The sequence below is a fragment of the Chitinophaga sp. CCNWYY40 genome (genome assembly GCF_037483205.1).
In the GTDB taxonomy this organism is placed as follows: domain Bacteria; phylum Bacteroidota; class Bacteroidia; order Chitinophagales; family Chitinophagaceae; genus Chitinophaga; species Chitinophaga ginsengisegetis.
In genome coordinates this window covers 1,181,427-1,204,308 of sequence record NZ_JBBHLF010000002.1, presented here as the reverse complement: position 1 = coordinate 1,204,308, position 22,882 = coordinate 1,181,427, and the positions used below count along the sequence as shown (strand labels likewise).

Genomic DNA, 22,882 nt, shown 5'->3' with positions numbered 1-22,882 from the left:
TACCAATACGTTTGTACCCTCTTCCCCCGGCAAGTACCTTCCCGGTATTAGAAATTACAGGAGTGATCTTATTAAGTCAACGCTATACATAATTAAAAGATTTCGTATGAAAATTTACCTGATTGCCTTTAATAAAGGAGGCCAATATGGTTTATCACCCGTTGATACCATTCTTAAAAACAAACAGGATATTAACAATAACGATATAGAGATTGTCCCCTTTAAAGCGATTGACGGGCATGATCCTGGTATATCAGTTGATCTTCCTCTGCTAAAACAACAACATTGTATTGAGTTATCAAAGGAGCGTATTGATCTGTTTTTTAATCATCGGGAAGTATGGAAGGCATTCCTGGGCAGCCCGTATGAATATTGCCTTATCGTTGAGGATAAAGGCCAGATAGTAGCACCATTGACAGAGATGGCATCCTTCATTGGGAAATTGCCGGATGGCTGGGACATTTTTTTTCCATTTGAAAAAACAGATAATGCCAATCCTCCCGCCCCCTATGAGGTAAGGGAATATGGTTATTTGGGGACTACCATTCTTATGGAATTATATTGGGGAGGGAGCTTCTATTTTATTAGTAAGCCGGGTGCAGACAAATTACTGAAAATTTCAAAAATACCGGAAGAAATACCAGCCAATCCCGCTGAAATTCCGAAAGAAAAAATACTTTCCGCACTATTCTGTGCAACCTCCTGGTTTAAGTTAACGCCCACTGCTTTAGCAGAAAGAGATGAAATGTTAAGAACTACCATATTGAATTTCAACAGGTGGGACCCGGATAACCTGGAGTTGGTAAGAGTATTGTTAAAATTAACGAGTGCAGCAGCTAAGAAGAATAATATTGATTTGATTCTGCACGGAGGAAGCCTGCTGGGGTATATCAGGCATGGTGGAATAATTCCCTGGGATGATGATATAGACATCGGCATCGAGAATAGCCGGTTAGACCAGTTTTTGGAAACGCTTAGCTCAGTTCCCCGGTTGGAATTTGAAGGGCTTATCGAAGAAAGGACAGGAATTCCATATTATAAATTATGGCTCAGGGATGGTCAGCCCATTGATAACTATAAGTACACATTTCCATTTATTGATGTGTGGTTGTATGATGCGTATAGTGACGACATTTTTTTTCACAATGGATTTACTTTCCTTAATGGATTAAAGGAGCCATTGCAGGAAGTGATTTTTGAGGGGGCCGCGTATAAAATTCCTCATAATCCGATAGAGTGTCTTGATTCGATGTACAAAGACTGGAAAGAGTCAATCAGGATTTATACCTGGTCGCACCGCCTGGAGGCAACTGCCAATTTCCCTCTTCAGATGGAGATACAGGTGGATGCATCTGGCAGGATGATTTAATTTTTCTAAATAAAATATATTTATATGAAAACTATTTTTATAACCGGTGGAACCGGTTTTCTTGGCAGGAATCTGGCAGTGAAATTAAAAGAGTATTATAATGTTATTCTCGGCGGAAGAAACAACTATTGGGGAAATCAGGCGCGATTACTCACTGGTTGTGAAGTTCACCCGATGGATATTACCAGCATAGATTCAGTTAGAGATGCTATTGCCTTATATAAACCTGAGATTATTGTTCACGCAGCAGGAACCAAGTATGTTGAACTTGGCGAGATGTTTCCCAATGAATGTGTGGATGTTAATATCAGAGGCTCTCAAAACATAGCCCGGGTGGCAATGGATAAAGGTGTTCAGCTGGTTATTGGTATTTCCACGGACAAAGCAGCACCTCCCTGCAAAAGTTTCTATGGCACTTCTAAATCTGTCATGGAAAAATTGTTTTTGCTCTTAAATGATAAATCGGACACCCGTTTTTTTTGCCTGCGGTTCGGAAATATTGCATGGTCTACTGGGTCTGTATTCCCGATTTGGAAATCTATGCTGGAATCGGATGGAAAGATTATAACAACCGGCAGCAATATGCGCAGGTTTTTCTTCAACGTTCATGATGCTTGTCAGATGATAATGGATAGCATCCATCATCACGAGTTGCTGCATGCTAAAATTTTGGCTAAAAGGATGAAATCCGTGTTAATGGAAGATGTTTTGTCAAGATTTATCCGGATGTATGGTGGCTCTTTTGAAAAAACAACACCCAGGGTTGGAGAAAGTATCGATGAAACGATGATCGCGGAGACGGAAATTGTTCATGCGAGATATTTGGATTTGGGCAGCAGTGGCTATTACCTGATTGATTTTTCCAGTAGGGGGTTCAATGAGATCACAGGTGCGGTTGATACCATGAATTCCGGAAAATTTGATGAGAAAGAAATAGATGAATTGATTCAATATTCTAAAGGAAGCTTTATATGATAAACTATGCATTGATAATGGCTGCCGGCAGAGGATTAAGGATGATGCCATTAACAAAAGACATGACTAAGTCAATGATTAAAGTACATGGAGAAACATTGATATCAAAGTCAATAAGCCAGATCCGGTCAGCAATACCCAGTATTGCCATTACGGTTGGTCACATGGGGGCTGATCTGGCAAAACACGTGATTGAACAAGGGGTATCAATGGTCTTTAATACTAATACTAAAGGTAATGCCTGGTGGATCTTTAATACATTGGCGAAGTTCATAAATGAGCCGGTCCTGGTTCTGACCTGCGACAATGTAGTAAAACTGGATATCCATTTTCTATATTCAAATTATGCTGCTCTGGGTTATCCTTTATGTATGGTTGTACCTGTAAAGCCGGTTCCGGGCATAGAAGGTGATTTTATTTCCGGGCATAATAATATTGTTACTTCCCTTAACAGGAAAGTAAAGACCGATATTTATTGCTCAGGAATACAACTACTGAACCCTTTTTTGATTAATGAAAAGATGAATGCTGTGGATGATTTTTATGAGCTATGGCAGGATTTGATTGAAAATGAAGACCTTTATTATTCAGCAACTTACCCTCATGAATGGTATTCTGTTAATTCAATTGAACAATTAAATGAGCTTGAAAAAGCCTCCGGTGGAAGTAATTTTTGAACCTGTTATCCTCACTTTTAGTACTGGTATGGCCACCCGGCACCAATACCTGTTTGCCCGCCGTCACTTTCTCCGGATACCCGTTACCGTTACATAAGCATGACTGAGATCATATGAGGCGTAGCTTAGCTGCCTGCCGTCATTTATAGAACGCCAGCCGGGCTTCGGTTGGAAGGTGCCGCGGATGAAACGGTTTATCTCCGGAGTGGCGCTGAATGACCGGCTTCGTTAAGTGTAATATCTGATAACAAAATATAAGTTATTGACGGTTGAGGAGTCTTCCTCAACCGTTTTTTTTGCTAAAGATGGAAATTTTATCAGAATTTATTTTTTTTTGTTTTACGTTTGAGTATCAGCTTACCATTAGTATAGTTAACATTGAAGATGATTACAAACAATTTTATCTATATTAATTATATATTTCTTCATAAATTCGATATTCTCAATTAAGTCCTCATTTGAAACATCTGAAGCCTCATCATTATGATGAATTACACTATTTCGCTTTAAAATGATGGAACTTATTTTTTCTTTCTGGGCATTAAATGTTTCATTTTTATCCAACTGAATACCAAATTTTTTAAATAGGTTATTTGTTCGAAATGGGTTTCCAGAGATGAAATCGTCTAATTTCTTTTTTGTAATTGATATTTTTAAATTTTCGAATTTTAACTCAGTGTCTTTAAATTCTTTTTCCTGGTTAAGTGCCCATTTAATCAGATTGTGTGGTAGTTTGGTTGAATCCAATCTTATATTTATCTCATTTATTGCTACCATCAAGACATCTTTTATATATGACTCGAGGTAGGCACACATAATCACAAGGAATGATTTTGTAAGGAAGTTTGCATTTTCATAAATGAATTTATCTGGCGATTCGCAAATTATTTTTTCATTAGCTGTATAGATGATTGACTTTAGTTTTTCCAGTTGCAAGCAATAGCCGGAAATTTGACCACTATTTTCCATGAAGGGGTTTTAGTTTTTTTGCCCAAATATCTCTTCTCTTTAAAATTGAACCTTTCATCTGGAGTCCGCCAGAAAGTGTTTTTATAAAGGACTCATTGTTGCATAGCTCAAGGAACTTCTTGACAATCGCGTTTTTGTGCTTCTTTAGAAAAGGTAAGCTGTATCCTTTAAAGCTCCACATTAATAAGTCATAGTGTACCAGGCTTTGCCGGTGTTTTGCTTTTGTAGTGTCTACAAATGGGTTGTCATTGAATACCATCAGACATTTTTGTAAGGTGCTATTGAATTGTTGTCTCAGTGCGGCAATACCATCTTCTGAAAGGTGTTGGTTATTTAGCATGAACTTGTCCAGATATTTGGATAAATTGTCTTCGTAATCGGTGAGATCGGTATGTAGTGCAAAGAACCGTAGGATCATTTCGTCTTGTTCTCTACTGTTTTTAAGTTTAACACCTCTTTCTCCTTTCCCAAATGCATCAATAAACTTATTTTCTCCAAGCTCAATTAGCAAATTGTTAAGTGAACCAGGATAAATTGCGTGTCTGATTTCTTGTGCAGATAATTCCACGGCTCCCTGGTTTAATCTCGCGAATATTTCCTGCACTAAATCTTTCGGATTCTCTTTTCGTAATATTATACACCGGATCGTCGTACTTTCTAACTCACTTTTGAAGCTGCCAATTTCTTCAAACGTCTTTCCCTCCAGTTCTTTAAATACAGTTAGTCCTTCAAGACGAAACTCATTATTTAGAAATTTTTTAATTGTTGTTATTCGTTGTACTCCATCAATTACAAAATGATTTCCATCCTCATTCTCTGCAAAGTAGCATGCTGGCAGAGGAATTCTCATCAAACAGGATTCAATGAATCTCGATGACCTCTCGAAACCATCCTTATCCCATTTATATTTCCGCTGAAACTCCGGATTAAGAATCAATTTTGATGGAGAGGAATTCGCTCGTTGAATTAATGTTTCGAATGGATAGTCAATGGGGTAAAGGTTTAGTACTTTGTTGTCGTTCATTTTCTTCATTTTCTTCATTTTATGATTTATGGAATTATGACTTGAACATAAGGATTGGGGATTTATTTTCAATTTTATTTGTTGAGATAAATGCTATACCAACAGTTTGACAGGAAATCGTCTTGGTTGCGAGCATATTGTTTGTATGCACTAGTAACTGGGTATATGATAGTTGGCTATATTCTGTATAAATATGGCGTTCTTGTCTTCAACTTATGCTTATTGAGTTGCGGTTTATAAATACGCAAGTAGCCGGGAGTATATTTCTACATTGTGCAATTATTGTTATTGAGAATGTATTTAAATGTAGAAATTGATTTTGTTAAAGTCATTTGTTATTTTAAATTCTCAGCAAAGAAAAATTAAATAAGATATTACTTTGGTCACCTATTCTTAACGAATATAGAATAACAAATAAATAACAAATAGCATTGGTACACTTAATACATAATTGATATGTTTGATCTTAAATTCCTATAAGATGGGATTAACAAATGCCGCGTCGCGCCAATGAGCTTTAACCAAAAAGTTCTATTTTTAATCAAAAGACGGGTCTATATAAATTAAAGAAAAGATGTTTCACTTAACGGGAATAATCATCTCCCTGTTTCTCGGATTGCTGCTTTTTACAAAAAAGGGTAAGTCAACCGCTGACTTTATTTTAGCGCTATGGTTAACCCTGATTGCCCTTCATTTATTCTGCTACTACACACTGGTTTCCGGAACTTATGTTGAATTCCCGTATTTGCTGGGCGTTGAAATCCCATTACCACTTATTCATGGTCCTTTTTTGTATTTGTACATTGCTGCTTTGGTCAATCAAAGCAATAAAAGGCTGCACTGGTTTATCCATTTTATTCCTGCAACGATAGCGTACCTCTTATTGTCAGGCTTCTTTATCCAGACTTTTAATCATAAAATGAATGTTTATCAGCATCATGGTATTGGGTATGAAAAACTCGTTTCCATAATACGTCTTCCCATTATACCGTCTGGTATAATTTACGTGGTTTGGTCGCTGATATTATTAAAGAAGCACAGCATAAATATCCAGAAACAGTTTTCTTATACAGAGAAAATCAATCTGAACTGGCTGGTTTACCTCACCATTGGAATGGGCGCCATCTGGCTATCCGTTATACTCGGAAATGATATTTCTACCTTTATGCTGGTCGATTTGTTCATCTTGTTTATTGGATATTTCGGAATAAAACAAGTGGGCATATTCACCAACCGGGTGGTGAATACGCAATTGATGGATACTGATGATATAAAACTGGAAGAAGGGAATGATCCTGGTGTGAGCAGCCTGGCCAATGGCACTGAGAAAACCAAATACCTGAAAACGGCTGTGGAACCTGGGCTGATGTCAAAAGTGCACAAAGAATTAACGCTGTTAATGCAAACGGAAAAGCTCTTTAAAGACCCCGGACTAAACCTGGATGCATTGGCTGGGCGGTTGGGCGTTCACAGCAATACTTTGTCACAGGTAATTAATTCAATGGAGCAAAGGAATTTCTACGACTATATCAACGACTTCCGCATAAAAGAGTTTCAGCGGATAGCGGTACTGCCCGAAAACAGCAATTTTACACTCCTTTCCCTTGCTTTCGAAGTGGGGTTCAATTCAAAAACCTCCTTCAACCGCAATTTCAAAAAGGCAACGGGCCTCTCTCCCAAAGAATACTGCCAGCAAGAGAAGATACAATTGGGCAATGCAACCTAAGTAAAAGCGACCACCTTACCTTTTGGAGCGTCCGGGAAATGAATACCATCTTTCTTTGCCACTAAAAAAAGATGGTAAAAAAGTTATTATGGATGTTATTGGTTGCGTTGTCGGTTGTAGTGGGACTTTATCCTGGTTTGTTCTTTTGGGGTGAAAAGAAGGTGGGGATATTAAAAATCAAACCCGGTGAACTTTTTCTTAATCCCTTCTGGTACGGGAGCTTTTATGTGCACATCATCTTTGGCGGGCTTGCGCTGCTGATTGGGTGGATACAATTTAGCCCCGGAATCAGGCGCAAAAATATAACGCTCCACAGGAGAATAGGCCGGTTATACGTAATCGCTGTTTTACTAAGCGCTCTTGCAGGATTTAATATCGCTTTTTACGCAACCGGAGGACTTCCGGTAGCCTTGGGCTTTATCAGCTTGAGCCTTATTTGGTTTTATACTACGCTCATGGCATACTTCCGCATCAGGAGCGGGCAAGTGGTACCACATAAAAATATGATGATTTATAGTTATGCCTGCTGCTTTGCGGCAGTTACCCTAAGAGCCTGGATGCCGTTGCTGATTGTCCTGTTTGGCAGCTTCGAAACTGCCTATACCGTTGTAGCGTGGTGGTGCTGGATCCCTAATTTAACCATCGCTTACTTTCTGACACAAAAATCAGCCCTGGCAGCTCCTGAACAGTGATAAACAATCACCGGCTGTTTCCTTCATAAGTTACCTTGTTACCTCCAGGTTACTGTTACTTTATGATACCATGTTACTAAAGTATACATTCCTTGCCTAACTTTGCTGCTCAGGAATTAAATCAATGAAACAATGGATAAATTAAGAAACAAAGTAGCCATAGTTACTGGCGCATCAAAAGGAATAGGCGCATCTATCGCTAAGTATTTTGCAGCAGAAGGCGCAAAGGTAGTTGTAAATTATGCGTCAGGTAAGGAAGGCGCGGAGCACGTAGTGAAAGCCATAACTGATAAGGGCGGCACAGCCATCCTGGTACAGGCCGATGTATCAAAAGAAGCCGATATAACCAGGCTTTTTGAAGAAACAAAGAATGCTTTCGGCACGCTTGACATTTTGGTAAACAATGCGGGCATTTACCACTATGCGCCAATTGAAGAGGTGTCAGCAGCATCTTTTCATCAGCAGTTCAGCGTCAATGTGCTGGGGTCTTTACTGGCCATCCAGGCATCTTTAAAGCTGTTTGGCGATAAGGGTGGCAATATCATCAACATCAGTTCTGAAGCAGGTAAAATGCCGCTGCCCACAGGATCGGTATATTCTGCCACCAAAGCAGCATTGGATGCTATTACCATTGCTTTGTCGAAAGAATTCAGCGGAAGAAATATCCGTATCAATTCTATCTTACCAGGCGTTGTGGAAACCGAAGGTTCGCGTAGCGCCGGCTTCATCGGCAGCGATGCTGAAACAAAAATGGTAGCCAATACGCCGCTTGGCCGTACCGGGCAGCCGGAAGATATTGCCAAAGTAGCCGTATTCCTCGCTTCCGATGACGCCGCCTGGATTACAGGCGAGAAAATTTCCGTATCCGGAGGCATTTACGGTTTTTGATTTTAAGGTATTCATGAATTTAGCAACTAACAGAAATGGGTAAATTGAAAAATAAAGTAACCGTTGTTACAGGTGGTAACAGCGGTATTGGATTCGGCATTGCAGAAGCATTCAGAAACGAAGGAGCAGTGGGCACTATCACCGGCAGAAACCAGGCCACCTTAAATAGTTCTGTAAGCGCATTGGGTAATGATTTTATAGGTATTAAGGGAGATGTAACAAACATCAGTGACCTGGAAGATATCTTCAAAACAACCTTTGATAAATTCGGGAAAATTGACGCACTGGTAGTGAATGCCGGCGGTATCGTAGATGGTGTGCCCATGGCCGCCATTGACCAGGTTACAGAAGATAATTATGACCGCTACATGGACCTGAACCTGAAAAGCGCTTATTTCACCGTGCAAAAATCACTGCCGTATTTAAATGACGGCGCCTCCGTTATACTTATCGGATCAAGTGCTGCCCACCGGGCCGCGCCGGGAATGACTATTTATAGCGCCGCCAAAGCAGCTATCATATCGCTGGCCAAAGGGTTGTCGCTGGATTTATTGTCAAGAAGAATAAGAGTGAATACCCTTTCGCCAGGTTCTATTGATACGCCTGTTTTTGGAAAAATTGTTCCCCCGGAACAATTGGAACAGTTAAAACAGATCTGGAAAGATATTACACCTGTAGGCAGACAAGGACTTCCGTCCGAGATTGGGAGCGCGGCGGTGTTTTTAGCATCAGACGATTCAGCTTTTATAGTGGGTACCGAAATTCTTTCAGATGGCGGTCTTACCAATATCAGCCTGATGAAATAAATTCAGATCCTCCTTCATTGCGGGAATTAATAAAATCGGGTGCTGAAATGCCGGCATTTCAGCACCCGATCCTGATGGCTTTATTTTACACGCTAAAACCCAAACGCACTGATATCTCCTAAAACAATATAACTCTGAGAACCGCTCAACCCGATGAATTTAAAATACCTCGCTGCAGGATGAGCAGGTATCTCATACGACTGCCCATCGTTAATGGTACGGTTGAAGTTAAACGTACCCAGATCATTCCAGTTAACATTATCCGTACTCACCAGCAGTTTAAACGTATCGCAAGCCCTGTCGTCATCCGTTTTACGGTATAATGTAAACGAGGTAATGGTCCGGACAATTCCCATATCTACTGTAAAGAAATGCGGATAATTGGAATTGCCAACCCACGCATGCCAGCGTGTATTCGGTGATCCATCGATTACATTGGTCACGAGGTTTTCATCACCGGGATGCTGACTGGAGAAATCAATGATCTGCCAGTTTTTAGGACTGAATAAAAACGGTTTACTTGTTACATAGTCCGTGTAAAACGTATCTATGCTGAGTGAATCTGGCAGGTATACAGTCCGGTACTGATAAGTAATACCGGCTTTCATATCCGTAATAGTGGAAGCTCCATCGCTGACAGGGAAACGTTTCACCTCCGTGGCACCTGAAACATTGGTGTATTTTACTTCCGTGGCATAAGCGCCGTTGGAGATATCCGCACCGCCCCATTTCACCACAATAGAATCCGGATACAGGATACCTGCATCTACCGGGCGGCCTAACAGGCTCGACTGATACACGTCTCCATAGCTGGCGCCAAATAGTTCCACGGGTACAGAAACACCGCCTTTGGCGTCGTAGGTTTTAATAACGAATAAATAGCTCTTTTCAGGAAGATTGTTAATCGTATAACTGATCGTGTCGCCGGTGGGTGGAATGCTTATTTCTACGGAATCCGCAAAATTATTCCAGAAGATCTTTGCGGCAGTCAGCGTGGGATCTGCGCCTCTCAGCCAGGAAATCTTCACCCGGTTACGACCGGCATTCGCTACCGGGCTATTCGCCTTTCCGGGATATACAATGCCATCCGGCACAACAAACTGCTTATAGGTGCTATCCATTTTTTTGCAGGCCGTAAGTATAACCAACATGGAGAATAGGATGGAGATATAATGAAAGATGTTTTTCATCTTATTGCTTTTAAAGAGTTGAAAAATATTAAGGTACCTGCTGGCCCCATAAATCTATTTCTGCTATCACCACCTGGCCGGACATACTGTAAGTTTCCAGCGTTTTAAAGCGGAGAAACCGTACCGCCGGCAGCAACCTGTCGAAAGAAAAATCTTCTCCCTTAAACCAGGCGTAGTTCCTGTCTTCTTCCGTTGTTTGGCCTAACGGCAACCCGGAAGGCTTAAAGGAGTTAAAGCTGCCCAGTAACTGCCAGTTGTCCCAGCTTCCATCCGGACTGGGATCATTAGACCCCCATAGCTCAAATTTCTTTACTGCCGAACCGGCGTAGAAGTGATCGGCTTGCTGCTGGTGCTCTACAATACGGCTTAGCACTACTTTCTTGCCCAGGTCGATAGTGGACCACTGCGGAAGTACCGACAGGTTGGTAGAAGCAAAGATGCTGTTGATGTTATTATCAAACAACCAGCTGAATTGATAACCACCATCTGCCTGTGCCCAGGTATCGGTAGGCAGGCGTAATTCTTTCCAGGTACTTTTAGAGATTAATTCTTCATACACCGGCTTCAGGGATTTAACCAATGTATCAGACCTGTTACTCCACCGGTCTCTTACGAAGATGGCAAACTTCTTTACCGTGGTATCAAATCCTCTTACGGAATAGGTGCCCAGTGGGGCGCCGGTGTAAAAGGTGTTTACGGTAGTCCAGGTATTTTGCCCCGTAGAATCCATCATCAGTGTAAGGGCCAGGTTATCTTTGGCGTCGTTGCGGAAAGAGATCTGTACGCCGCCGAAGGTGGCGCCCATTGTGATGGAAGAAAAGGCGGAGATGACAGCGGGGCGCAAGGGCTGCACGGTTAGCTCCACCGGCGCAGATACTTTTTCATTTTTACCAACGCTGAATACCTGCACCTTATGCACGAGGGTATCGCCAAAACCAATCAGGTGCAACGTATCGGTATAGTAAGAGGCTTTGGCTTCCCTGAAAACACCCGGCTGCATTTCATATACAGCTTTTATATAAGAGAGTTGCGGATCTGTGGGGAGCTTGTAGGTAAGGATGGCAGCTCCCGGGCTTACGGTCACCTTTATATTGGTGACAGGGGCAGGCGCGGGTGCATTTTCATCTGTATAATTTATCCTGCTCTCTTTTTTGCAGGACCAGCCGGCAACAATGATTAAGATAGAGATGATAATATAACGTAGTTGTTTCATGTCGTTAGTTTTTTTCGGGAGATGTTACCACCCCAGGTTTTGTACTAAACTTCTATCGGTAGAAAGGGTGCCTTCACTAATCGGCCAGAAATAATTTTTTAATCCGAAAGTTTGATTGAAGATGGTTTTAGGCCGGTAGTAACCAGCGGCTGTTTCCTGGATCAGATCCCATCCTTTCACCGGCCTGTTGTATACTGTTTGCGCTTCTTTCCACCTGCGGAGATCCCAGAACCGTTGTCCTTCAAATGCCAGTTCAATCAGGGCTTCCTGGTGGATAATATCCCGCATACCCCTTTGCGTGGTGTATTTAATGGGATTGGTGGAATAGGTAGTCCACGATGATTCAACAGACTGTAATCCTGCCTGTTCGCGTACCTGGTTTACGTAATTATACACTTCTGCTCCCGGTCCTGCTGATTCATTTAATGCCTCCGCATATAAGAGATACAAACCGGATAGCCGCATGATAGGCCAGTAATAAGAATTAACGGAGTAATCGTTTCCTCTTCCGATCACGTTCTGATATTGAACGGCCTTCTTCAGGTAATAGCCGGTAATAGATCCATAACCTGGTTTACCAAAACCATTTCTTTGCCTGTATTTACCTTCCAGGTAAAACAGGTCGGAATATTTCTTGTCGTCATAACGTCCTTGTCCGTACCACAAACCGCCGTCAAAGCCTAAGTCGGCGTAGAACCGTGGTTCCCTGTTAAAGTTTAAATAGGCGGTGGTATAGCCTTTCCACAAATAGAGTTTATCGGTTTCACCGGCTACCTTCAGGTTATACCGGTTGGCATAATCCCAGGTTTTATCTTCTGTAATGGGCACGCCATGACTGGAGTAAAACAATTCCGCCATATGCAGGGGAGGCGATAACTGGCCTTTAACAACCGTGATATCCCTGTTGGCCGGATCAATGTAGGTAGTGATGAGCTGTTGAAAGCCCGTGGAATTGGTTTGGGTATTTGCCCAGATAATCCCGGTGTTCCATCTTTCACAAAAAGCATTTCTGATACTTAACTGGGTCATAATGGTATCAGAAAGATCATACTGTTGAAAATCCGGGTGGTATTTATAAAGCTTCATTCCTGCCTGGTGACATGCGTCTATGGCTGCTTTACAGGCCGTAGCAGCAGCATCCCATTTTGCTTTGGAGAAGGTGGGATTAAACAGCTGTGTACCATCGCGGTTTTTAAGCCCGGCTTCATCGCTGTTGCCATTAAACAACGGACTGGCAGCATACACCAGTACTTTTGCTTTTAATGATAACGCGATGGGCATGGTAATGCGGCCCAGCTCATTGGCGGGGTCTATGATAGTGGCAGGCAGGTTGGTGGTTGCTTCGTTGATCAGTTCCAGGATGTAATCGAAGCAGGAATCTACCGGTGCGCGCGACAGGTTGATATCGTTGCCGTCGGCGTTGATGGGCAGATTGGTTTTCATCAACGGAATGGGGCCGTACATCGTTACCAGGTAAAAGTTGTAATAGCCTTTCAGAAACGTTACCTCTGCTATCCAGCGTCTTCTTTCTTCTTCAGCCAGGTCGGGTACTTTGGCGATATTTTCGAGGAAGATGTTACAGTCGCGGAGTGCCCTGAAATAATACCCCCACCGGTCGCCCAGCGGGCCTACTACATTCTGGAATCCCTGGGCCATGCTGAAGAAGCCACCTTCCGAGGAAAACCGCCATAGTTCATCGCCGCCAACTATCGCAGGATCGTCGCCGAGGTCGCCGTTCTTTGGCATATAAGAATAACAGGTGAATAAATATTTTTTGGCTTCTATGCGGGTAGTAAAGGCGTTGTCGAGCGTGGCCACATTATCGGGTACCACATCGAGGAATTTCGCGCAGGAGTTACATGCGAGTATAATCAATACCAGGAGCGCCCTTATCGTTATATTATATTTCATGGTGCTTTTTGTTTTCTTATTAATTGAAGTTCAGGTTAAGACCCAGGTTGAATACCCGCTGAACCGGGTATCCCAGGCCATTTCCACCCATTTCCACATCCCATAATTTAAACTTGCTGAAGTTTAACAGGTTGGTGGCATTCACATAAATGCGGAAGGTAGAAGTGCGTAGTTTCTTCTGCCACCTGGCGGGAAGTGTATAGCCTAGTTCCACCTGCTTTAACCGTAGGAATGCGCCGTCGCGCATAAACCAGGTACTGGTTTGTGCATTGTTCCTGTTTACATCAGGACTTAACCTGGGCCAGAGTGCATATACATTCTGGCGCTCTTCCGACCAGTGATCATCGGCATAGGCTTTCAGCAACTGATTTTCCGAGGCGAAAGGAGAGGTGGCTTCCGGATCTATCCAGAATGATTCATTATCTAATCCCTGGAAGAAAGCAGAGAGGTCTAAATTTTTATATCCCATCGAAAAGCCAAAGCCATACACTATTTCCGGCACGGTAGGATTACCGATGGCCACTTTATCCGCTTCAGTGATCTGGCCATCCCTGTTTACATCGAGGTATTTAATATCTCCACCGCCATACCTGCCAAAATTTTGTTTGGGAGAATTAGCTGCTTCGGCATCATCTACAAATAATTTTTCCGCGATATAACCAAACACCTGGTTAAGAGAATACCCGGTATGGTAACGATAGGATTCATCATACTTTGGTTCTTCATAGTTTTTATATTTACTGGTGGCATAGGTAAAGTTTCCCATCAGCGACACCCAGAAATTGTCTTTAAAAAACTGTTTGTAATCCATGGATATATCTACGCCTGCTGCTGTGGCAATACCCACATTCGCTTTGATAGGCACAGCGAAACCGGCCGCCTCCGGAATGCTGCGGGTCATAAGGATCCGGTCGCGGTATTGGGAAAAGTATTCTGCTACTATATTTAATTTATTAAACAAGCCCAGCTCCAATGCGATATTCTTTTGTTTGGAAGTTTCCCAGGTAATATTGGGGTTAGCATAACGGGAGAGGGAAATACCGTTCAGCCGGTATACGTTCCCGGGATCACGCCCAAAGCCTGCGCTTCTGCTGCCGTCGTTCATATTTACGTTTGATAAGTAAAAGAAGCGGTCCTGCGGAGAGCCAATCGCATCATTCCCTATAATACCGTAAGTTCCCCTCAGCCGCACATTGGAGAATATTGTTTTGATAGGTTCGAAGAATTTTTCGTTAGATACTGTCCACGCAAGTCCAAAAGATGGGAAGAAACCAAACCGGTTGTTCTTATCAAAACGTTCTGACCCATTATAACCGAAATTTATTTCTGTGTAATAACGTTTATCATAGTCGTACGTGGCCCTGCCGGATAATCCTATATTCCTGAACGGGAGCGATTGCTGGAGATCGCCCGCATTGGCATTTAACCGGTTTTGTAACATAAACACCATCATGCCGCTGACGGTACTTTTATTAAATGAGCGGTCGTAATTCAATCTGGATTCCAGGTAAAGGGAGGTGCTGATGGTTTTCTCTCCCTCGTTATAACCTAAGTACTCGGTACCTTCATTGGGATTGGTATTGGTGATAAAATATTTGTCGGATAATTTATCATACGCATCCATCTGGTACCAGAACGGGTTATAGAAACGGCTCACATCAAAATAAGACGTTCTGTTGGTATTAATCATTCCACTGGCTGCCAGGCCAGGTGTAATGGATTTGAGGTTTTGTTTCAGCTCAATTTGCGCCAGCATGAGGGACCGGGAATAATCCTTGTATCCCTTCACCATTTCTGCGTATGGATTGATGTATTGTCCTTCATCATAATTGCCAAACATGATGTGCTTTGTAAACTTGTGCTCTTCATCGGCGGGGTAGTAAGCCGGGAATAGTACGGGGTTGGATTTCATCACTTTTTGGTACATGCTGGCGCCGCCATCCACCGGACCGGTGTAGTCGTCGAAGCTGCCGCTTAAACGGACTACCATTTCTGTGGTATTTGTTAAATTGACATTTACGTTAGACCGCAGGCTATAACTACTCAGCCGGATGTTGTTATTGAAATTATTCCGTTTATCTACTTTCATTAACCCGTTATCCCGGTTGTAGGCGCCCGATACAAAATACCTGGCTACGCCACCACCGCCGCTCACACTCAGGTTCAACCGCTGGTTGGTGGTATAGTCTTTAAACAGCTGTTTCCTCCAGTCGTTGGCCGGGTAAGCAGTAGGGTTGAGGCCTGTTGCGGTGTTATCTATTTTCTCCTGGCTGTAGGGAAGTGCGCCCAGGGGATCGCGGGTAAGCACGGCTTCGTTGGCCAGTTTCATATAGGTAACCGGGTCTGCCAGCTCAATATTTTTAGTAGGGGCAGATACTGAATTCTCTACGCGGAAAGCTAACTTGGCTTTGCCAACAGCGCCCTGCTTGGTGGTTACCATGATCACGCCGTTGGCGGCTCTGGAGCCATACAGCGCGGTGGCACTGGCATCTTTCAGAATAGAAAAGCTGGAGATATCATCTACCTGCAACCGGGCGAGGTCGGTGGTAGTTAATTCAACGCCGTCAATCAGAATTAAAGGATCTTTTTTATACCCGAAGGTGGTAACCCCGCGGATAAAAAACTGTGCATTGTCCAGGCCGGGTTCACCACTCCGCTGAAAGGCGATTACGCCGGCTGCACGCCCGGCCAGTGCTGTGGTGAGGTTGCTGGATGGTACTTTGAGATCCGATGGTTTAATGGTAGTAACCGATCCTACCATGTCGCTTTTTTTCTTTGTGCCAAAAGCCACTACCACCACATCTTTCAGCTGACTGGATATCGACTGCATAGCGATGTTAATGGCAGGGTGCGTGCCTACTTTTACGCGCTTTTCCACGTAGCCGATGTAGCGGAAAATCAGGGAGTCGCCCGGACTGGCCTCAAGAAAATACTTACCATTGTCGTTGGTAGTGGTGCCTTTACTGGTGCCCATTATCTGTACGGTTACGCCAGGGATATGGGAGTTATCGTCTGCCGAAACGACGACACCGGTAACGATCATACGCTGTTGCGCTAAAGACAGGGAGCAGGATAATAGCAGCGCAGGTACAAGGAAGTACCGTTTGTTAAATAGTGCGTGCCTGAATAGGGAAAGAAAAAATGGCTTTTTTCTAAACGTAGAATTCTTCATAGCGTTAAGCTATTTACTGGTTTGAGATGAGTGAATGGGCAAGGTGTTGTTTCATATCCGGGAATGCAGTTGGGTCTATAATTCCATGCTGTTGAATTTAGGTGATGCTATGTGCAGGGGCATTCTTTCTCCAGGCCGGTTCAACGTTACAGCAGCCCGTTACCTGTATTTCAGGCAATACAAAAGCTACCGGCAGTTGAGCCGACAATGAGATTAAAGGTTACACTTCTAATTAGTGATGAAGTTGCACACGGTGAGTCAGCCGACTCACCGTATACTGATTAGTTACCTGTTGATACTACATAAGATTATTGGCTTTGTTATAAATTTGATACTCGGAAAATCGATTTAGCACAGATACAAGCAGTTGTCACTAAAACTGAAAGAAATTCAGTCAGTTATCTTGCGCAGTACATAATATTTGGTTGCTATAGAGTTAAGTTTAATTTACTATTACTTTTTGCGAAGAAACTGATAGTAAAATAGAGAACTAATTCTTTTTAATCATCCTGTACCATCCTGCTCCAAACACCGGTAGGTATTTTTTAACGTCTACCGGTTATCTTTGACCATTTAAAAAAGGGATAGTAAATCAGTATTGATATGTATTTTGTTAGTGACGTAAAACAAACCGAACCACCGGTGTTCAACACACCATTACAACAAATGGTTTATGAAATGTTCAGGGAAAGAGGAGTAAGATATGAGCGTGTAGATACCGATCCTGCTATTACGATGGAAGATTGTATCAGGATAGACCAGCGACTGAACATGAAAACGGTAAAAACACTTTTTCTCTGTAACCGGCAGCAAACAAACTTCTACCTGGTAATTACTACTGCCGGAAAACCTTTTAAAACAAAAGATCTGAGCGCAGCGCTGGGAATTTCCCGCTTGTCCTTTGCCTCCGTTGAGTTACTTCGTTCAATACTGGGAACAGATATTGGTGCCGCAACGGTGTTTGGCCTGATGCTGGACAGGACAATGAAGGTGCAGCTGGTAATCGATAATGATATCCTCTCAGAAGAGTGGTACGGCTGCAGCGACGGCACCACCACCAGTTATCTCAAGCTTAGTACAGCATGGGTGATAAACGAGTTTATCCCCTCTACCGGGCATACGCCCAAATTCGTACAGCTGTAGGCTATTCTTAATGCAGCGCTTATACCCTTAATGATCCACGAAATCCCCTGGCGGCATAATAAGATTCTGCCCCATTATGATACACGAAAACATGATCATAACGACGATCACAGAAGAGTGCGCCACCTAGTTTCCTTATTGCAGGAGGCGTTACTATCCAGCTGGAAGTTTTCGTATCGAAGTTGCCAAGTTGCTGCAACTCGCGGTATTGTACTTCTGTTAAAAGCTCAATACCCATATCGGCAGCCATTTCAACGGCGCTGTTTTCCGGTTTGTGTTCTTTCCTCGACTCCAGGGCCTCATGATCGTAACAGATACTTCTGCGGCCTTTAGGGGTTTCTGCTGCACAATCATAGAAAATGTATTCATCCTTACTTTTATCATAACCTACTACATCGGGTTCACCACCGGTTAATTCCATTTCATCGAGCGACCACAGTTTTCCCGGATTCGCTTCCAGCTTTGTCTGTACCTTAGTCCAGTCGAGCCCTTTGTGACGGTTCTTGTTTTTTTCAAAGCGGGTTTTCAATACGCTGAGGAGTTCCCGGGATTGTTCGGAAGACAACTTTCGTTTAGTGTTTTTCATATGGTTGATAGTTTAGCGCTTTCTGTTTCTCTGCAAAAATAGGTAATAAAACTATTCCACTGAAGGGCTTCGAAGTGGCGCCATGTATCCCATGATATATTTTGTATGAGGCCAGATTGCAGTAATTTTTGCGGGAGAACATCCTTCCGTTAACCGGTGTAAAATGCGTACTTTTATTTTCATGTAATCAACCTTTATGACAAGCCAGGAGAAGATCGCCTTTAAAACCAGGTTAAAACAAGCAGGACTGCAGTTAATATCTGAACGTATTGCAATGGCTAAATCGGCCGGTGATAGCGCACAAGAGGCGGCTAACAGCGAAGATAAAAGTTCGGCGGGGGATAAGTATGAAACAGGAAGGGCAATGGGGCACCTGGAGAAAGATATGTATGCACGGCAGCAAGCGGAAAATGTAAAGGAACTTGCGAGGTTGCAGCAAGTAAATACAGACAGCATTTATACTACCCCGCAAACCGGTGCCCTGGTACAATGCGCAGAACAGTCTTTTTTTATTGCAGCAGGACTGGGCAGGCAATTGATAGATGAACAGACTATATTTTTCCTGTCTCCCTATACGCCGCTGGCAAAATTATTACTGTCAAAAAAGACAGGAGATCGTTTTCTGTTCAATAAAAAAGAAATAGAAATCCTTGCAATTTATTAACAACTGCCACGAAGAGGACCTTTTCTTAAAATTAGGTCACTCCATAACATCCTTTTTCTCTTTCCCCAAAATCAAATGTCCTAATAAGAAATCAAACAGATAATCACTGTCTGCATCTTCCCGGGATTGTATAGACAATCCCGTTGTTCCTTTGCTCAGGTCCGTTCTATAAGAAAGTACCAGGTTATCTTTTTCCATGATAGACCATTGCCAAAGTGGCGCATCCTTAAATACAAGTTTAAATTGCCGGTTCTGATATTCAAAATTGAAGTTCAATGAAAAGGGGATACTCTTTAACTTCAGGACGGGCTCTCCTGATTCGTTTAATATTTTGATGCTACCACGACTGAAAAGGCCGGAAGAGTATTCAATATTATATTCATTTTGAAGAATATTGAAAGTAGTGGGTTCTTTCTTCCAATCATCTCCTCTTTGATAGGTTCCAATTTCTTCACCATTCATTAAAAACACAAATTTACCTTCGCCTGTTTGATTCCATTGTCTTTCCATAAATAGATCGTTCATTTTTTCTCCTTAGATACACTGGTGGTACTTTGGATATACGCATTGATATCGTTATTGAAATCTGCCCGGTGTACCAGGTTATACTGCCTGCCGGCGGGAAACATTTGTGAGATACCGATAACGTGGTTTTCTCCCACTTTCCAGATACCTTTACGCCCCTGGAAGGCGGCTGTGGTAGCGCTGTTATGCATGTGGTCATTGCGATCGTTCGTCACCACTGCTTTGCTGGGTTCATAAATATCCGGCTTGGTTTCCCAATACTTTTTCAGATTTATCATATCCGTTACCAACTCTTTCCGGTATTGCAGGCTGTCGGCATTTTGAGGAGTAGCCAGTCCATCCATTTTGGCCTGGAAGCCGGTCCATACCTGGTTGGTCATCATTTGATGCAGGGCAAGACCTTCCTCGTGGCTCAGCGTTTCCACTTCTTCCTGGTACAGGCTTTTTACGGTATTCAGTGTTTTCCAGATGCCGCGTACCGCCATCAGGAAAGGCATATCTCCGTCGTGGGTGGTTTGTATTACCTTCACCATGCCGCCTGCAAATGTATGATAGAAGAATTTCAATCGCAGGCCGGCTTCATCGCCGCGTGTTTGGTGAATTTCAATGGGCTTGAACGCCGCTTCCTGCCAGTACAGGCCGTTCTGGCCAAACAGGTGGTTGCTGTAGGCGACTTCTGTTTGCCGCCGTTTCTGTGACTCTCCGTGTTCTTCACCCACTACATTCAGTTTGCCGACGTCGATGCTGATACGTTGTACCACATCCTGTTTCAGCTGGGTGGCAACAGTCAGCGGCAACGCGGGGGAAGCGCTGTATAGTTGCAGTGCTTTCTGGCCCATTACGTCGGCCTCCTGTTCAAGTCCTTTGTCGTCGTTAACAGGGATGCCCTGTTTTAATTGTGTGGTGGCCTGTACCCGTCCCTGTTTTTGCTGCACTACATGCCATGCTTCATGCGCCAGGTGTTGTTCCTGGCCCGGGCCGAGATGTATGTCTGTTCCCTTTGCATAGGCGAGGGCCTGCAGTTGTGCGGGTTCGGCGGAGTTGTAATGCACGCGTACATCATCCATACTGTGACCGGATATATTCTCTATACCATTTTTAAGATGGTCCGGCATACCGGTTTTGTTTTCTTTTCTCTGTACGGGGGAGTGTTGATGACCGGCTTTCTCCTGCATGGGCTGCGGGCGATTGTCTGCCAGTGCCTGAAGGGCTTTCTGCTGCGTTATTTTGTCGTTGTTGTTTGTCAGTTGCTGATAGGGGCGTAGTTGCACCGCCCGGGGGCCATTGTCCGCAACATGTACGGCGGCCGGCGTTACATGACCTGCAGTTGCAGCCTGGCGTTTTCCGCTGTGAGGGTCTTCAGCATGTGTGATCATGAGGTTAATTTTTCCTGGTAATATGAAGATAACAAAAACCAGGCATTAAATGTAATTTCCCGTAACCTGCTTAATCAGCCTTCCTGGCAGACTGCTTTTTGTCGAAACGGTTTTTTGCGATCAGATAGGCTTCTTCAATAAATTTAATTGTTCCCGGTAACAGGTCTGCTTCCGGATTGAGGATACAGATATAGTGCTGTGCGGCATAATCCGGATGCGGCATGAAACGGTTTAATGCCGTGTAATCCCAGTCGTTTTGTGTGGCCGTAAACAGCTGGTTGTAAGAAGCCTTTGATATACCAATATTCACGCGGAATACGCCTTCACGGCTCAGGTTCGATTTGTTGTCGTGTTCGTTATCTGATAAGGCTATGGTTACAAACGGAAGCACCTGGTCCGGTCCATAGAAAAAGAACCGGTATCCAAAACTATCAAGATTAGTGACATTGGGTAATTGTTCCGTCAGGTATTGTTCGATGGCTTGTAACGACATAATAAACGTATTTTCCTGTGCATTGCAAATTTCACCATGTTACACTACATTTACAAGTAGTTACCATTTTGACACGTAGTAACATAAAGTAAAGTAACAGGTATAGTATGGCTTTGAAAGATGAAAAAAAGATAAAGAAATCTCAGACGTGTCCCTTCCAGGAAGCAATGGACCTGATCTCCGGAAAGTGGACGATGAGTATCATCAATACCCTGATGGCAGGAAAAATGCGGTTTAAGGAGTTAGAAAGAAGTGTAGTGGGTATTAATACAAGAATGCTGGTAAAAGAACTTAAACAACTTGAAAACAGGAAGATCATCAGCCGGAAAGCCTTTGCAACCATGCCGCCAACGGTAGAATATTCGCTAACTGAAAAAGGTACATCACTGAAACCGGTATTGGTGGAAATACAAGCATGGGCGATGCAGAATGTAGTTTAGCTTCCGGTTACTTTTTGTCTCTTTATGGGTGTGTTGTTCAATTAAAATTTGTTGATGGAGCAGCAATAATTATCTTGCATCTTCGTAATTAATTTCCGACTACACTATGAAGCACAAGTTTAGGAACGGCCGCATCCGGATGCCTGTTTTTTGTATACCCCTGATAATGCTGGCCGCCTGTAACGGCGATGGCAAAAAATCCCAAAGCAAGCAACCCGTTGATAGCGCGGTTAGTATAGATACCACGACGCCGGCGCCCAGGCAGGTTGATACACCGACCTTATCTACATCTACAGAAACATATATTTCCGCTATTATCAGCAGGAAGGAAGCCATCAAAAAACAATTGCCGGCGATAAAGGCTGAAGCCGCCGCTTTGCTTTATGATTCCCTGGCGCTTTATATGGACACCGCCCTGGTAGCTATTACCGCCAATGAACAGGCATGGCTGAATGAATACGTAAACTACTACTCTGAAGCAAAGGGCATCATTATACCGCCTGCGCGTGTACAACAACGCATTAATTTACTGGCCACTGCGGGTATCGAACCCTGGGAAATAGGTGAGGGCTATACGGATCTTCGTACGGTTCCCACATTCTATACAAATTTGTTCAAAGCTTCCCTGCCCGCTGATTACAGGGCATACCTGCAACTGCGGGCAGATGAAGATACGGTGTTATACAGCGCTGATGCAGGATTAGTAATCCCATTCAGCCTGGTAGGAAAGCGGGCGCTCAACTGGGAAAAATTCCTGGAAACTTATCCCGACAGCAGGTTTTTGGAAGCGGCCAGGGATCTGTATAACGGTTATTGCGAGGATTACCTGTTTGGGGAAGACAATACGCCCTCCTTTGAAAACAACCAAAACCTTCGTTCACTGATCCCGGAGAACAAGGCCGAATATCTTTCCTTTGTGGAACAACACGGCAATACCAGAACCGGGGGCATTGTACAAAAGTTCCTGGATAAGGTAAACACCGCAAAAACCTATGATGAACTGCGCCAGTACATACAAAGTGCAATTGCGCAGTTGTAAAATA

Annotated in this window: 21 protein-coding genes; 11 read left to right on the top strand and 10 right to left on the bottom strand. The window is 43.3% G+C overall.

Annotation, left to right across the window (positions count from 1 at the left end; genetic code table 11):
• Positions 1–106: 106 nt before the first annotated feature.
• From V7S65_RS10615 to V7S65_RS10605, 3 genes are read left to right on the top strand one after another with little or no spacing between them, the layout of a single operon-like run.
• Complete coding sequence (locus tag V7S65_RS10615) at positions 107–1,369, top strand: LicD family protein (protein ID WP_336388278.1); 1,263 nt, start codon at positions 107–109, stop codon at positions 1,367–1,369.
• Positions 1,370–1,393: 24 nt separating this feature from the next.
• The gene (locus tag V7S65_RS10610) at positions 1,394–2,344 is read left to right on the top strand and encodes a polysaccharide biosynthesis protein (RefSeq protein ID WP_111578472.1); all 951 of its coding nucleotides are present in this window, start codon (positions 1,394–1,396) and stop codon (positions 2,342–2,344) included.
• Positions 2,341–3,021: an NTP transferase domain-containing protein gene (locus V7S65_RS10605; RefSeq protein WP_227024565.1), complete on the top strand. Its 681-nt coding sequence runs from the start codon at positions 2,341–2,343 to the stop codon at positions 3,019–3,021. Before V7S65_RS10610 ends, V7S65_RS10605 begins: the two co-directional genes overlap by 4 nt.
• A 372-nt stretch (positions 3,022–3,393) precedes the next feature.
• Here V7S65_RS10605 and V7S65_RS10600 read toward each other — a convergent pair whose 3' ends face one another.
• Complete coding sequence (locus V7S65_RS10600) at positions 3,394–3,990, bottom strand: HEPN domain-containing protein (RefSeq protein ID WP_336388279.1); 597 nt, start codon at positions 3,988–3,990, stop codon at positions 3,394–3,396.
• On the bottom strand, positions 3,980–5,023 hold the full coding sequence (locus V7S65_RS10595) for a DUF262 domain-containing protein (RefSeq protein WP_336388280.1): 1,044 nt from the start codon (positions 5,021–5,023) through the stop codon (positions 3,980–3,982). Before V7S65_RS10595 ends, V7S65_RS10600 begins: the two co-directional genes overlap by 11 nt.
• Positions 5,024–5,588: 565 nt before the next feature.
• Here V7S65_RS10595 and V7S65_RS10590 point away from each other — a divergent pair.
• From V7S65_RS10590 to V7S65_RS10575, 4 genes are all read left to right on the top strand, one after another.
• Positions 5,589–6,740: a helix-turn-helix domain-containing protein gene (locus V7S65_RS10590; protein ID WP_336388281.1), complete on the top strand. Its 1,152-nt coding sequence runs from the start codon at positions 5,589–5,591 to the stop codon at positions 6,738–6,740.
• Positions 6,741–6,811: 71 nt separating this feature from the next.
• Positions 6,812–7,432 (top strand): DUF2306 domain-containing protein, encoded by a 621-nt coding sequence (locus V7S65_RS10585; protein WP_336388282.1) that lies wholly within the window; start codon positions 6,812–6,814, stop codon positions 7,430–7,432.
• Positions 7,433–7,564: 132 nt separating this feature from the next.
• Positions 7,565–8,320, top strand: a complete 756-nt coding sequence (locus V7S65_RS10580) for an SDR family NAD(P)-dependent oxidoreductase (protein ID WP_111578467.1) — start codon at positions 7,565–7,567, stop codon at positions 8,318–8,320.
• A 35-nt stretch (positions 8,321–8,355) separates the two neighbouring features.
• The gene (locus tag V7S65_RS10575) at positions 8,356–9,126 is read left to right on the top strand and encodes an SDR family oxidoreductase (RefSeq protein ID WP_336388283.1); all 771 of its coding nucleotides are present in this window, start codon (positions 8,356–8,358) and stop codon (positions 9,124–9,126) included.
• A 92-nt stretch (positions 9,127–9,218) separates the two neighbouring features.
• Here the strand turns inward: V7S65_RS10575 and V7S65_RS10570 are convergent, their stop codons facing one another.
• Genes V7S65_RS10570 through V7S65_RS10555 form a run of 4 tightly spaced genes read right to left on the bottom strand, consistent with a single transcriptional unit; the run spans position 9,219 to position 16,612 of the window.
• Positions 9,219–10,316 carry a DUF4998 domain-containing protein gene (locus V7S65_RS10570; protein ID WP_336388284.1) on the bottom strand — a complete coding sequence of 366 codons (1,098 nt, stop codon included), beginning with the start codon at positions 10,314–10,316 and terminating at the stop codon, positions 9,219–9,221.
• Positions 10,317–10,344: 28 nt separating this feature from the next.
• Positions 10,345–11,529, bottom strand: a complete 1,185-nt coding sequence (locus tag V7S65_RS10565) for a DUF5000 domain-containing lipoprotein (RefSeq protein WP_336388285.1) — start codon at positions 11,527–11,529, stop codon at positions 10,345–10,347.
• A gap of 24 nt (positions 11,530–11,553) precedes the next feature.
• Positions 11,554–13,440, bottom strand: coding sequence for a RagB/SusD family nutrient uptake outer membrane protein (locus V7S65_RS10560; RefSeq protein ID WP_336388286.1), 1,887 nt, complete (start codon positions 13,438–13,440; stop codon positions 11,554–11,556).
• Positions 13,441–13,459: 19 nt separating this feature from the next.
• A complete protein-coding gene (locus tag V7S65_RS10555) occupies positions 13,460–16,612 on the bottom strand; it encodes a SusC/RagA family TonB-linked outer membrane protein (protein WP_336388287.1) in 3,153 nt (1,050 codons plus the stop codon).
• Positions 16,613–17,215: 603 nt separating this feature from the next.
• Between V7S65_RS10555 and V7S65_RS10550 the strand changes: the two genes are divergently transcribed.
• Positions 17,216–17,755: a prolyl-tRNA synthetase associated domain-containing protein gene (locus tag V7S65_RS10550; protein ID WP_336388288.1), complete on the top strand. Its 540-nt coding sequence runs from the start codon at positions 17,216–17,218 to the stop codon at positions 17,753–17,755.
• Between the two features lie 19 nt (positions 17,756–17,774).
• Here the strand turns inward: V7S65_RS10550 and V7S65_RS10545 are convergent, their stop codons facing one another.
• Positions 17,775–18,341: a DUF4256 domain-containing protein gene (locus V7S65_RS10545; RefSeq protein WP_336388289.1), complete on the bottom strand. Its 567-nt coding sequence runs from the start codon at positions 18,339–18,341 to the stop codon at positions 17,775–17,777.
• A 196-nt stretch (positions 18,342–18,537) separates the two neighbouring features.
• Between V7S65_RS10545 and V7S65_RS10540 the strand changes: the two genes are divergently transcribed.
• Positions 18,538–19,005 carry a hypothetical protein gene (locus V7S65_RS10540; RefSeq protein WP_111578459.1) on the top strand — a complete coding sequence of 156 codons (468 nt, stop codon included), beginning with the start codon at positions 18,538–18,540 and terminating at the stop codon, positions 19,003–19,005.
• A 36-nt stretch (positions 19,006–19,041) separates the two neighbouring features.
• On the opposite strand, the gene V7S65_RS10535 is transcribed toward V7S65_RS10540, so the two are convergent.
• The 3 genes from V7S65_RS10535 to V7S65_RS10525 form a co-directional block, all read right to left on the bottom strand.
• Positions 19,042–19,515, bottom strand: a complete 474-nt coding sequence (locus V7S65_RS10535) for a hypothetical protein (protein ID WP_133256196.1) — start codon at positions 19,513–19,515, stop codon at positions 19,042–19,044.
• Between the two features lie 11 nt (positions 19,516–19,526).
• Positions 19,527–20,906: an eCIS core domain-containing protein gene (locus V7S65_RS10530; protein ID WP_111578457.1), complete on the bottom strand. Its 1,380-nt coding sequence runs from the start codon at positions 20,904–20,906 to the stop codon at positions 19,527–19,529.
• Positions 20,907–20,976: 70 nt separating this feature from the next.
• Positions 20,977–21,399, bottom strand: coding sequence for a DUF6194 family protein (locus V7S65_RS10525; protein WP_111578456.1), 423 nt, complete (start codon positions 21,397–21,399; stop codon positions 20,977–20,979).
• 107 nt (positions 21,400–21,506) lie between these two features.
• On the opposite strand from V7S65_RS10525, the gene V7S65_RS10520 reads away from it, so the two are divergent.
• Together V7S65_RS10520 and V7S65_RS10515 are read left to right on the top strand one after the other, a co-directional pair.
• A complete protein-coding gene (locus V7S65_RS10520; RefSeq protein WP_079472275.1) occupies positions 21,507–21,839 on the top strand; it encodes a winged helix-turn-helix transcriptional regulator in 333 nt (110 codons plus the stop codon).
• 106 nt (positions 21,840–21,945) lie between these two features.
• A complete protein-coding gene (locus V7S65_RS10515; protein ID WP_336388290.1) occupies positions 21,946–22,878 on the top strand; it encodes a hypothetical protein in 933 nt (310 codons plus the stop codon).
• Positions 22,879–22,882 lie beyond the last annotated feature (4 nt).